Origin of the sequence: Flavobacterium sp. PL12 (assembly GCF_039123485.1) — a bacterium.
Lineage (GTDB): Bacteria > Bacteroidota > Bacteroidia > Flavobacteriales > Flavobacteriaceae > Flavobacterium > Flavobacterium weaverense.
The window spans coordinates 21,334-33,745 of the sequence record NZ_JBANDI010000001.1 but is presented as its reverse complement, the minus strand read 5'-3'; the positions used below and the strand labels follow the sequence as shown (position 1 = coordinate 33,745).

Annotated in this window: 10 protein-coding genes; 6 read left to right on the top strand and 4 right to left on the bottom strand. The window is 31.7% G+C overall.

Features of this window, described 5'->3' with window-relative positions; translation table 11 throughout:
- Positions 1–6 precede the first annotated feature (6 nt).
- Positions 7–399: an FdtA/QdtA family cupin domain-containing protein gene (locus RCH19_RS00120; protein WP_343021525.1), complete on the top strand. Its 393-nt coding sequence runs from the start codon at positions 7–9 to the stop codon at positions 397–399.
- A gap of 6 nt (positions 400–405) precedes the next feature.
- Here RCH19_RS00120 and RCH19_RS00115 read toward each other — a convergent pair whose 3' ends face one another.
- From RCH19_RS00115 to RCH19_RS00105, 3 genes are read right to left on the bottom strand one after another with little or no spacing between them, the layout of a single operon-like run.
- Positions 406–1,554, bottom strand: coding sequence for a glycosyltransferase family 4 protein (locus RCH19_RS00115; protein ID WP_343021524.1), 1,149 nt, complete (start codon positions 1,552–1,554; stop codon positions 406–408).
- Positions 1,551–2,453, bottom strand: coding sequence for a glycosyltransferase (locus RCH19_RS00110; RefSeq protein WP_343021523.1), 903 nt, complete (start codon positions 2,451–2,453; stop codon positions 1,551–1,553). The genes RCH19_RS00115 and RCH19_RS00110 overlap by 4 nt, the downstream gene beginning before the upstream one ends.
- Positions 2,453–3,139: an ATP-binding cassette domain-containing protein gene (locus tag RCH19_RS00105; RefSeq protein WP_343021522.1), complete on the bottom strand. Its 687-nt coding sequence runs from the start codon at positions 3,137–3,139 to the stop codon at positions 2,453–2,455. The genes RCH19_RS00110 and RCH19_RS00105 overlap by 1 nt, the downstream gene beginning before the upstream one ends.
- Positions 3,140–3,387: 248 nt before the next feature.
- On the opposite strand from RCH19_RS00105, the gene RCH19_RS00100 reads away from it, so the two are divergent.
- The 3 genes from RCH19_RS00100 (at position 3,388) to RCH19_RS00090 (ending at position 9,200) form a co-directional block, all read left to right on the top strand.
- Positions 3,388–6,402: a tetratricopeptide repeat protein gene (locus RCH19_RS00100; protein ID WP_343021521.1), complete on the top strand. Its 3,015-nt coding sequence runs from the start codon at positions 3,388–3,390 to the stop codon at positions 6,400–6,402.
- A 75-nt stretch (positions 6,403–6,477) separates the two neighbouring features.
- Positions 6,478–7,341, top strand: coding sequence for a PhzF family phenazine biosynthesis protein (locus tag RCH19_RS00095; RefSeq protein WP_343021520.1), 864 nt, complete (start codon positions 6,478–6,480; stop codon positions 7,339–7,341).
- A 41-nt stretch (positions 7,342–7,382) separates the two neighbouring features.
- Positions 7,383–9,200: a TonB-dependent receptor gene (locus tag RCH19_RS00090; RefSeq protein ID WP_343021519.1), complete on the top strand. Its 1,818-nt coding sequence runs from the start codon at positions 7,383–7,385 to the stop codon at positions 9,198–9,200.
- Positions 9,201–9,277: 77 nt separating this feature from the next.
- On the opposite strand, the gene RCH19_RS00085 is transcribed toward RCH19_RS00090, so the two are convergent.
- Positions 9,278–9,823, bottom strand: a complete 546-nt coding sequence (locus RCH19_RS00085; protein ID WP_343021518.1) for a DUF2911 domain-containing protein — start codon at positions 9,821–9,823, stop codon at positions 9,278–9,280.
- A 222-nt stretch (positions 9,824–10,045) separates the two neighbouring features.
- On the opposite strand from RCH19_RS00085, the gene RCH19_RS00080 reads away from it, so the two are divergent.
- Both RCH19_RS00080 and RCH19_RS00075 read left to right on the top strand, forming a co-directional pair.
- A complete protein-coding gene (locus RCH19_RS00080) occupies positions 10,046–10,495 on the top strand; it encodes a hypothetical protein (RefSeq protein WP_343021517.1) in 450 nt (149 codons plus the stop codon).
- A gap of 136 nt (positions 10,496–10,631) precedes the next feature.
- Positions 10,632–12,257, top strand: a complete 1,626-nt coding sequence (locus tag RCH19_RS00075; protein WP_343021516.1) for an amidohydrolase — start codon at positions 10,632–10,634, stop codon at positions 12,255–12,257.
- Positions 12,258–12,412 lie beyond the last annotated feature (155 nt).

Here is a 12,412-nt window from a genome sequence, read left to right as displayed (position 1 = left end):
TTTGACATGAAAATTGAGCTAATTACCATTCGCAAAATTCAAGATCAGAGAGGAAATTTATCTGTGCTAGAAAATGATATTCTACCATTTGACTTTAAAAGGATTTATTATTTGTACGATGTTCCAGCTGGAGCAGAAAGAGGTGGGCATGCACATATTGCGCAGCAAGAATTTCTAATTGCATTAAGTGGAAGTTTTGATGTAGTGTTGAATAATGGTGAGGAACAGAAAACTATTTGTTTGAATAAGCCTTATGAAGGACTTCTAATCCATGAAGGTATATGGAGGGAACTAAATAACTTTTCTTCTGGAAGTGTTTGCTTAGTAATTGCATCGGCTGTATTTGATGAAGAAGATTATATTAGAGATTTTAATGAATTTTTACGATTTAAAAAATAGTCATTTTTATTTTTTTAAGATTTTTTTGTAAATCAATTCGAGCTTTTTGTAATGATTATCAAATGATAATTCCTTAATGTAAACACTTGCATTTTCTTCCATCTTGTTTCTTAAGGTAGTGTCTGTTAATAGTTTTTTAATTGATTCCGTTAGTTTTAAAACGTTCCCATGAGGGAAAACTAAACCACTATTAGATTCTCTAATTTCTTTTTCTATTCCTAATAAATCGCTAATTATAACGGTTTTGCGAAAAGCAAAACTTTCTAAAATTACATTTCCATACGATTCTAAAAATTCGCTTGGCACAATTGTAAATTTTGCTGAAGCATACAAATGCACTAACTCTTTCTGGCTTTTTTTGCCTAGAAAAATAACGTTATTGATGTTATTGTTTATTACATAATCTTGCAATTCTGATTCAATACTACCTGATCCAACAATTTTTAATTGCTCTTGCGGAAATTCTTGAAGAATATTTTTAAAGGACTTCAGTAATGTCATTACTCCTTTTTCAGGATCTAGTCTACCTACAAAAAGTAAATAAGTTAGATCACTTTGTTCTATAAATGAGTTAGAAATTAAAACGGGGTTAGCGATTGTTTCGCCTAAAATTTTAAATTTTTCTTTTATTAGTTTAGTTAAATTATCAGAAGGAGTAAGGAAGTAGTCAATATTTTTCTTTATTATTTTTGCATGGTAACTTTGCTTAAAATAGAGGAAACTGTCAAATATAATATTTTGTTTAGGATGATGATTTAAAATACAATCTAAAAAATTGTCGTGGTGTTTTAATGTGTTACCAGATGTATCAAGCATGAATGCTTTAGCACATATATAGTAGTAATCTCTAAAGGACTGAATTATTGGAATTGATTTACTTTTTGCGTAACTCATAAAATGTGGCGTTACTGTGGCGCCTATGCTAAAACAATGAATCAGATCTGGTTTGAAGGAATCAATTTCATTAATTATAGCTTTGGTAGTTTGTGAATTGTAAAACTTTTGATAAATCTTAGTTTTTTTTTCGACAACTCCAAACCATTTGAATTCAATTTCAGTTTTATGTTCTTCTGAATACGAAACTAAAGTCTCCAAGTAATTTTCGACTCCACCAACAGTGTTATTTAAGAAGTTATTAATTAGTAGAACTTTCATACTATTTCTTTTTTCTTTAAATAATTTTTTGAAAAATAACCCAATCGGTAAAAGTCAAATAGCAGTAACGATGGTTTCGTAGATAAAAGATTGCTCTCTAATAAATTTTCAGTTCGTTCGAAAACAAAAATAATTAGCGACGATATATGAAATTTTCTAGCCATTGTGAACGCACGAAGTAAACTAGAATCCTTACCATTAAGAATTTTTTTCTTGTATAGTTCCACAAGGTTTATAACTGCAGTTTTTGATTTTTCAATAAATACGATTGATTGTTCTTGATTTTGATGAAAACATGGATTGTCAATTTGCGTAATGGAGACGTTATTCTCCTTTAGATTTTTTAAAAATACTAAATCTTCAAAACCATAAGAACGAATCGAAGAGTCAAATGGATTTTCTAAAAATAATTTTTTCTGTAATAAGAGATTCCAACTAAAAACGAGATCATTTGGATTTTTAACACGATATTTTAAATCCTTTGATTCTCTTGCATGACCGTAAGTCCATCGCAGCAAACTATTATCATTTGGCTTTCTTTTATCATAAAGTACACCGCCAAAGACTGCTTGTGGATTTTTTGTAATAAAATCAGTATATAAACTGATGTAATTTTTATTACAAGGAAACGAATCAGCTTCTAAAATTAGTAAATATTCAAAATTGGAGTACTCGACTAACTTATTAATTGTCGCGCCTCGACCAAGATTTATATTATTGATTAAAAAACGGCAGTTGTTTAATTCATTAATCTGCTGATTTTCAATAAAATTTACTTTTGAGCTATCATCTAAAATAATTATCTCAAATTCAATTCCGCATTCATTACATTGCCTGTGTAATTCCGTCACTAAAGTATAAATATTACAGTTGTATGTAGGAATGAGAATCGATAGCATTATGCAGTCCTCTGCTGAATCACTTCAAATATTTTAGAATCTTCGCACTTTAATGTCTTGGATGGAAACTTCATTAACAAAGCATAATCATGCGTTGCCATTATAATAGTTTTTCCATTAGCATTGATTTTTTTTAAAACTTCTAGAACTTCTACACTCGTTTGAGGATCTAAATTTCCTGTAGGTTCATCAGCAAGAATTAATTCGGGATCATTCAATAGCGCTCTAGCGATTGCTACACGTTGTTGCTCACCACCTGATAATTGATGCGGCATTTTTTTTCCAAAGTCTCTCATTCCAACTTTGTTCAAAACTTCGTCAATTTTAGTGTGCATTTCTAAAGTGTCGGTCCAGCCAGTTGCTTTAAGTACAAACAGCATATTATCATCAACAGTACGATCTGGTAATAATTTAAAATCCTGAAATACAATACCAATTTTTCTCCTTAGAAAAGGAATGTCGTTCTCCTTTAAACTAGCTAAGTCAAAGCCTACAATGCTTCCTTCTCCTTCTGTTAAAGGTAAGTCTGCATATAAAGTTTTCATTAAGCTACTTTTTCCAGAACCTGTTTTACCAATGATGTAAAGGAATTCTCCGTGATTTACCTCCAAGTTCACTTCTGTTAATACAGCTTTAGTTTCTTGATAAATAGTTACATTTTTTAAAGACAATACGGATTGCGACATAATTTGGTTTTGTTTAAGGGGTAAAAGTAAGAAGATAACGGTTCTATTCAAAATAAATTCTATGCTATTCGAAAGAATTAGAAAAATAAAAAGTAATAATAGGTGGGCATGGTGTTTGATTCTAAGAACTATATATCATTATACTTATGAATCTAAATAGAATTACAAATTTTCATAATAAAAGTCAATTTTGATTCGTTATAGAGTACGGAATATAATATATTTGAATTATTAAAAAACACACGACAATGCGTAAATTTTCCTGGGGATACTTCTTATCTTTTTTTCTTCTAACTGCTTTAGTTTCGGCACAAAAATCAACGATTTATACTAATGATTTAAAAGATTTCTACAGAGCAGTTTCGCTTTTTAAAGGGCAGCAATACGCATCGGCACAACTTATTTTTAATAAAATTAAAGAAAATGCTACCAATGAAGAGCTCAAATCTGATTGTGCGTATTATGCTGCAAATTGTGCCATAAGAACGAATCAAGCTAACGCTGATGAGTTAATGGAAAAATTTGTTTCGGATTATCCAACGAGTGTAAAACAAAATCAAGCCTATATCGAAGTAGCGCATTACCATTTTAATCAAGGGAACTACCCGCAAGCATTGCAATGGTTTGATAAAGTAGATGAAAGCAGTTTAAGTCGCGCTGATCAGGATCAATTTAACTTCCAAAAAGGATACAGCTTTTTTAATGCGCAAAAGAAAAAAGAAGCAACAACGTATTTCAACAAAGTTGTAAATTCAGCTGAATATGGATCACAAGCAAAATATTACTTAGGTTTCATGGCGTATGAAGGAGATGATTATAAGCAAGCTACAAAGTATTTTGACGAGGTTTCAGGTGAGGAAAAATATAAAGAGAAACTTTCGTATTATCAAGCTGACATGAATTTTAAGTTGGGTAATTTCCAGAAAGCAATTGATTTAGGCCAAAAAGCAATGGCAAAATCAAACGTAATGGAAAAGTCAGAACTGAGTAAGATAATTGGGGAAAGCTATTTCAATTTAAAAAAATACGATACAGCGATTCCGTTCTTAGTGGCTTACAAAGGTAAAAAAGGAAGATGGAACAATACCGATTATTATCAATTGGGATATGCTTACTACAAGCAAAAAGACTATGAAAACGCAATTGCTCAATTTAATAAAATAATTGGTGGTAAAGATTCTGTTGCGCAAAATGCATATTATCATTTAGGAGAAAGTTATTTAAATACAGATAAAAAGCAACAAGCTTTGAATGCTTTCAAAAATGCTTCTGAGATGGATTATGACTTAGCGATTCAAGAAGACGCAAGTTTAAACTATGCGAAATTAAGTTATGAATTAGGGAATTCCTACCAAAGTGTTCCTGCTATTTTACAGGGATTTTTGAATAAATATCCGAATAACGCAAGTCGTTCTGAAGTAGAAAAGTTAGTGATTGACTCTTATATTTCATCAAAAAATTACAAGGAAGCTTTAGTGTTATTGGAAAAAAATAAATCTCCTGAGAACAAGTTGGCCTATCAAAAAGTGTTATTTTATAGAGGATTAGAATTATATACAGATGGAAAATATGATGATGCCTTAAAAATGTTCACGAAAGCTACTACGGAGCAGAAAGATGTTGTTTTTACAACCAGAGCAACCTTCTGGAAAGGAGAAGCAGAATATGTATTAGGTGATTTTAAGGAAGCTTTGTTGAGTTATAAGCAATTTGCTACTTCAAGTTCAGCTCCAAAAACACCAGAATATAAAAATCACAACTACAATATTGCTTATTGTTATTTCAAATTAAAAGAGTACGATCAAGCGGGTAATTATTTTCAAAGTCAGATTGAAAAAGCAGCTTCTGATAAAGTTCGTTTAAATGATTCCTATTTGCGTTTAGCAGATTGTCGTTTTGTAACTTCAAAATACAGTCAAGCGATTGATGCCTATAATAAAGTGATTGAGTCTAAAAGTGTTGACGCAGATTATGCTTATTTTCAAAAAGCAATTTCTTACGGATTTATGTCTAAAAACGATAAAAAGATAGATGAACTAAATTCTTTTATCCAGATGTTTCCAAAATCAGAATATAGAGATGATGCGCTTTTTGAATTAGCAAATACCTACCTTGCTGATAACAAAAATGATTTAGCTATTAAAACGTATGAGCGTTTAAATGTTGAATATAAAAAGGGTTCATTTACTTCTCGCGCTACTTTGCGTCAAGGTTTAGTATATTATAATACTGATAAAACAGAGCAAGCTTTAGTGAAATTCAAGAAAGTGGCATCAGATTTCCCTAGAACTCCAGAAGCACTTGAAGCTGTAGCAACCTCAAGATTGATATATGTAGATGGCGGAAGAGTAGATGAATATGCAAGTTGGGTGCGCACTTTAGATTTTGTTGCTGTGACTGATGTCGAACTTGATAATGACACTTTTGAAGCGGCTGAAAAGCAATTTCAACAGAACAATTCAAAGCAAGCAATCTCTGGATTTAATAGTTACATCAATCAGTTTCCTCGTGGTATTCATGCTTTAAAAGCAAACTATTATCTTGGTCAATCGTACTTTGCTGAAGGTTCTGAAAGCAAATCAATACCTAATTATGAATATGTGATTGCACAACCAAGTAGTGAATTCACAGAACAATCTCTGTCACGATTAGCGCAGATATTTTTGAAGAATAAGCAAACTGATAAAGCGATTACTGTTTTAGTTCGTTTAGAAAATGAAGCTGATGTCCCTCAGAATAAAACGTATGCGCAATCAAATTTGATGAAATCATACTATGACGTAAAAGATTATCAAAACGCAGTTGGTTACGCTGAAAAAGTTTTAACAAATGCAAAAGCGGATGACAAGGTTAAAAGTGATGCTCAAATTATAATAGCACGTGCTGCTATTGAAAGTGGAGATGAATCTAAAGCCAAAGTAGCTTATGCTAAAGTAATGGCAATTGCTAAGGGAGAATTAGCGGCTGAAGCTTTATTTTATGATGCTTATTTTAAAAATAAAGAAGGCAATTTTGATGCGTCAAATACTGCAGTTCAAAAATTAGCTAAGAGTTATTCTAGTTATAAATATTTTGGAGCTAAAGGTTTAGTGGTAATGGCTAAAAATTATTATGGATTGAAAGACAGTTTTCAAGCTACTTACATTCTTGAAAATGTAATTAAAAACTTTACCGATTATCCAGAAGTCGTTTCAGAAGCTAAAACTGCGTTAGAAAAAATAAAAATGGAAGAGTCAAAAACGAATTCATCGATAGGGAAATAATTCATTTGTCGCGATAGATTTTAAAAGCATAGTTCAATTTAATTTAGAAGTAACTCTAGTCAAAATATTCCTAGAATGACAATACCTTTTTACATAGTTGATGTTTTTGCTGAAGAAAAATACAAGGGAAATCAATTAGCAGTTTTCCTAGATGCTGAGAATTTAAGTTATGCTCAAATGCTTGAAATTGCTCGAGAAACTAATTTTGCGGAGAGCACTTTTATTACGGCTGTAGGAGCTCAAAGCGGAATCGTAACAATTAGGATTTTCACGCCACAGCACGAGATGCAATTTGCGGGTCATCCTATAATAGGGACTTCATGGTTGCTCATGAACAAAATATTAGATGATAGGCCGCAAGAAATCACTATTTTAGTTCCTGTTGGTGCGATTCCAGTGAGACAAGAAGTAGATTTAGTTTGGTTACAGGCAGCGCAACCTGAATTTTTTTCTACATATTCAGCATCTGATTTTTTGAACTTTACTAATTTTAGTTTAGAGGATTTAGAGACTGAATTTCCTATCCAAGAAGTTACAACGGGAAGTGCGTTTGTACTTGTTCCTGTTAAAAGTGTAAATGCTTTAAAAAATTTAGTGGTTAACCAAGATAAAATGGATCAATGGTTGCGTGAAAACTGTAATTCTGCGCATCGCGCATTTTACTTTTTTTGTTTAGAGGATGAAAATAGTACCAGCAGAATGCTGTGCATCGAGAATGGTAAACTTATAGAGGATCCAGCAACAGGAAGTGCTAGTTCTTGCTTACAAGCTTTTCTTTTGAAATATCACAAATCTGAAATTAAAATGATAAATTTTCAAGGAGATTTTATTAATAGACCATCACAAATTCATTTTGAAGGCAGTCTAATTGATAATCATTATGATATTAAAATTGGCGGTAAGACAAAGTTCGTTGCAAGTGGACAGTGGGAAGTTTAAATTAGAGTTCAAAATACACTCAGATATAAAATAAATAAAAGATGACATTTAAAGATTTGAATATTAAAATGATACAAAGCAATACATCAAAATTCTCGAAGCCTTGTCTTTCAAGTAGGGTAGGAATCGGGATTTTATTTTTATTGATTTCGCAAGTTTCAATTGCGCAAAAGAAAGAGCAAATTGGAAACGAAACAGTAAATGTTATAAAACCATACACACCAAAGATTTCGGATGCATCCAAAGTAAAAGAGGTCGCTGATTTAGATGATGAGGCTACTTCTAAAAAAGAGGTGGTGAAATACACTATTTTTTCATTTCCGGTTGCATCGACATTTACACCTTCAAAGGGAAAAGCTGAAGGAGTTGAGAAAGAAAAACAAGCACAGTTATTTAAAAACTATGCAACTTTAGGAGTTGGTAATTACGGAACATTTATCGGTGAGCTTTTTGTTAATCATGATTTAAATGATACTGATTACGTTGGTGGAATGTTTCGCCATCACTCTTCACAAGGCGGAATAAAGGAAGTAATCTTAGATGATAAATTCTACGATACCTCTCTGAATTTAATGTACGGTTCAAATCAGAAAAATATATCTTGGAACGTAGATTTAGGGTTGCAAAATCAAATCTATAATTGGTATGGTTTACCTACGGATTTTGCAAGTACACTTTCTCCTCAAGATGGCGTAAGTTTAATTAAAGGTATTGACCCAAAACAGTCGTATAACACAATATCATTTGGTGGAAATGTCGCTTTTAGCGAAAGTATCGTAAATAAGATAAATTTAAAATTTAGTCATTTTACGGATATTTATAATTCTTCGGAAAATCGATTTTATATAAAACCAACTGTAGAGTTTGACGTGATGGACAGTGCTGTAAAAACAGATTTGCTTGTTGACTATGTTGGAGGTAGTTTCGAAAAAAATTACTTAAATAACATGCAGCCTTTAAAATATGGTTTTACAAATTTTGGGGTTTCACCTAGTTTTGTGATGTTAAAAGATGATTGGACTTTAAACATTGGTGCATCAGTTATCTACAGTTTAGATAATGAAAACAACAATAACAAATTTTTTATCTATCCAAAGTTTAATGCATCATATAAGGTCGTTGGAGATTTAATGATTTTTTATGCTGGTGTAGAAGGAGATTTAAAACAGAACTCTTACCAAAATTTTGTTGATGACAATTCTTTTTTATCACCGTCTTTATTTATAACTCCTACAGATCAACAGTATGACATTTTTGCAGGATTGAAAGGGAAATTAAGTAGTAATTTGAGTTATAACATTAGAGGTTCTTATTTAAATGAAAGAAATAAAGCTTTGTTTAGAAGTAACGATTATAATGAGAGAACTGGCAATGAAAACTATGAATATGGAAACTCTTTTCAAGTTGTTTATGATGATATGAGAACGCTTCGCTTTTATGGGGAACTAAAAGCTGATTTCTCAGATAATGTGACTTTTGGTATTGATGGGAGTTTTAGTAGTTTCAAAAACAATTTTCAAATTGAAGCGTGGAACTTGCCAGCTATCAAAGTAAACACAAGTCTTGATTTCAATATTACAGAAAAGTGGTTTGCTGGTGCAAATTTATTTTATGTAGGCGAAAGAAAAGATTATAAAACGAATACTGATTTAGTCTACGTTGTTGCTCCTAACCAAAATCCTATTACCTTGAAATCTTATTTTGATATCAACGCTAATGTCGGTTATAATTATAGCGATAGATTGACTGCATTTATTAGAGCTAATAATATCGCTAATAATGGATATCAAAAATGGTTGAATTATCCAGTACAAAGTTTCCAAGTGCTTTTAGGAGCAAATTATAAATTTGATTTTTAGATATTGAACTAATTTTCCAACATAAAAAAAGCAGGCAACTTATTTAAGTAGCCTGCTTTTTTTATCTGAATCGTTTTTTATTTAGTAAAAGGAACTGCGATTCTAACTTTATCCCATCCCATGTTAAGCACAACGCCGTTATCAGCTTTAGTGAAAACCATTGAGAGTGCATCTAGAGCAGTATCGCCTGCAGTTACAGGAACTGTTATTCTTGTAATATCATTTTTATCATTATAAGTATATGCACCCCAAACATTTCTATCTTTATTAATGATAATGGTCCATTCTTTTTCACCAGGAATTGTATATAACGTGTAAACTCCCTTTTCAATTTTAGTTTTACCTAAGTAAGAATCAGTAAAAAATGTTATTTCAGCTGCTTCATTAGCTCCAGTTCTCCATATTTTTCCATTTGGTGCAAGTTCGCTAATAGCACGTCCTTTTAATTGAGGTCTGCTATAGATAATTCGTGCTGTTTTATTAGAATCTTTATAATCATTAGGGTACCAAGCAGCATCCAATGGACTTTTATCTAAATCTGGGAATTTTTGTGCGTGTATATCATTAGATAATAGCATAACAAGTGCACAGATTCCTGTGGCTAGAAATGTAGATTTTCTCATAGTTTTTAGTAATAATTAAATGTTTAAAATTCAATTGTGATTCGTAAAGTTAGAAATTCCTTCCGAAGTTTCATAGTGATTCTAATATGGTTTAGGAATAAATCGCAGACTCCCATTTAAAATTTTAACTTTGGTCGTTCTTACAATTATAAAGATTCGCTTTTTCACTTATGTCAAACTGTATTTTTCACAATTGTCTAACATATATCAAAATCTATAAAAATGACTTTTAAGCAAAAAATATATACCTATTATCTTCAGTTGGTCCAAGATAAAATCGATGTTTTTAGAGATATGATTTCGGCTTTGACGGAAGATTCGAAGAACGATGCTAAAGGCTCTGCAGGTGATAAACACGAAACGGCTTTGTCAATGATGCACATTGAGCAAGAGAAACTGAATCGCAAACTAAGAGAAGTATTAGACCAAAAGATAATTTTGGATAAAATTGAGGCAACTGCAATTACAGAAACTATTATTTTAGGCAGTTTAATCAAGGCTAACGGCATATTTTTATATTTAAGTGTTGCATTACCAAAAATCGCAATCGAAGGAATCAATGTTATTGCTCTTTCTCCTCAATCACCTTTAGGAAATAAATTAATGGGAATGAAAGTGGGTCACAGTTTCGAAATTAATACTACCAAATATATCATTGAAGAGGTTTATTGATTGAATACGTACTAAATCAGTTTTACCAAAATACTTTCTTTGCGATTTTATAGAAAAAAAATAATAAAATTAAACATCAACATATCATATTAACTACTACTAAATCGAACACTTCTAACTACTAAATACAAACTACATGAAACAAATCTCTTTACTTTTTTCTTTTTTATTATTACTGTCTTGTAACCAAAGCAATAAGACTGCAGTTGATACAATTGTTACTGACGCAACGATTTATCAGGTTAATGACTCTTTTAGTACTGCTTCTGCAATGGCAATTAGTGATGGTAAAATTCTAGCCATTGGAACAAATGAAGAAATAACAAAAAAGTATGAATCAAAAAATACAATAGACGGTAAAGGAAAGTTTATTTATCCAGGTCTAATCGATGCCCATTGTCATTTTTACGGTTATGGTTTGAATTTACAAGAAGTCGATTTGCGTGGAACTAATAGCATGAAAGAAGTAATTGAGCGTGTTAAAGCGTTTCAGAAAGAAAAAAATCCTGAGTTTATTGTTGGTAACGGTTGGGACCAAAATGATTGGGAAGTAAAAAAATATCCTACTAAAGAAGATTTAGATGCTGAGTTTCCAAATATTCCTGTTGTTTTAAATCGAATAGATGGTCACGCAATGATTGTAAATAGTAAAGCTTTGTCATTAGCAGGGATAACCAGTAAATCTGACGCTACAGGAGGTCAAATCGAATTAGCAAATGGGCAACCAACTGGAATTTTGATTGATAACCCAATGCGATTAATTAGTAAAATTATTCCAGCACCAAACCGTAAAACACAAATCGCTGCATTAGTAGATGCACAAAAAACGATGTTTGAATACGGATTAACAACAGTTAATGACGCTGGTTTATCGCCTGATGTAATTCAATTGATTGATAGTTTGCAAAAAGCGAAAATCTTAAGTATAAATGTTTACGCAATGATATCGGCGAGTCAGAAAAACGTGGATTTGTATTTAAAAAAGGGGATTTATAAAACTAATGCCTTAAATGTGCGTTCCTTCAAACTTTTTGGTGATGGAGCTTTAGGTTCTCGTGGAGCATGTATGCATGACGAGTATTCTGATATGGCAAAACAACATGGCGCTTTAAGATCTTCGCCACAAGAATTAAAGTCTATTGCAAAGCAAATTGCAGCTTCTAATTTTCAGCTCAATTCACACGCTATTGGTGATTCAGCTAATACCGTTTTACTGAAAATTTATAAAGAAGTTTTAAGCGGTAAAAAAGATCGCAGATGGAAAATCGAACATGCTCAAGTAATTAGAGAGCAGGATTTTGATTATTTTAAATTGGGTATAATTCCGTCGGTACAGCCTACACACGCTACATCTGATATGTATTGGGCAGGAGAACGATTAGGGAAAGAGAGATTGAAAAATTCATATGCTTATAAAAAGCTACTTCAAAAAGCAGGAATGGTAGCTCTAGGAACTGATTTTCCTATCGAGGAAGTAAATCCTATGTTGACTTTTCATTCTGCTGTTGCGAGAAAAGACAGTAAAAATTTTCCAAAAGGCGGATTTCAAATGGAAAATGCGCTAAGCAGAGAAGAAACATTGAAAGGAATGACGATTTGGGCTGCCTATTCTAATTTTGAAGAAAAAGAAAAGGGAAGTTTAGAAGTGGGGAAATGGGCTGATTTCGTAATATTCGATCAGGATTTAATGAAAATGAAAGAAGAAGAAATCGTCAAAATGGCTGCTGATGCTACTTTTTTAAAAGGCGCTAAGGTGAAATGAGAAACAGTAAAAAAATAAGAAAATGTAATTTTTAAATAAATTTTTTATTCTAAAATTTACATTTGGTTACTATAACGGCTATTTTGGTTTATATTTATAACCAAAATAGCCATTTGTGTTTTGTATTTATAGCTACTAACGCATCTTTGCCTTAA

Excerpts from the sequence above, each read along its gene's own strand:
- RCH19_RS00100 (WP_343021521.1), top strand. The coding sequence starts at position 3,388 with ATGCGTAAATTTTCCTGGGGATACTTCTTATCTTTTTTTCTTCTAACT.
- RCH19_RS00085 (WP_343021518.1), bottom strand. The coding sequence starts at position 9,823 with ATGAGAAAATCTACATTTCTAGCCACAGGAATCTGTGCACTTGTTATG.
- RCH19_RS00075 (WP_343021516.1), top strand. The coding sequence starts at position 10,632 with ATGAAACAAATCTCTTTACTTTTTTCTTTTTTATTATTACTGTCTTGT.
- RCH19_RS00095 (WP_343021520.1), top strand. The coding sequence starts at position 6,478 with ATGACAATACCTTTTTACATAGTTGATGTTTTTGCTGAAGAAAAATAC.
- RCH19_RS00080 (WP_343021517.1), top strand. The coding sequence starts at position 10,046 with ATGACTTTTAAGCAAAAAATATATACCTATTATCTTCAGTTGGTCCAA.
- RCH19_RS00120 (WP_343021525.1), top strand. The coding sequence starts at position 7 with ATGAAAATTGAGCTAATTACCATTCGCAAAATTCAAGATCAGAGAGGA.
- RCH19_RS00105 (WP_343021522.1), bottom strand. The coding sequence starts at position 3,139 with ATGTCGCAATCCGTATTGTCTTTAAAAAATGTAACTATTTATCAAGAA.
- RCH19_RS00090 (WP_343021519.1), top strand. The coding sequence starts at position 7,383 with ATGACATTTAAAGATTTGAATATTAAAATGATACAAAGCAATACATCA.
- RCH19_RS00115 (WP_343021524.1), bottom strand. The coding sequence starts at position 1,554 with ATGAAAGTTCTACTAATTAATAACTTCTTAAATAACACTGTTGGTGGA.
- RCH19_RS00110 (WP_343021523.1), bottom strand. The coding sequence starts at position 2,453 with ATGCTATCGATTCTCATTCCTACATACAACTGTAATATTTATACTTTA.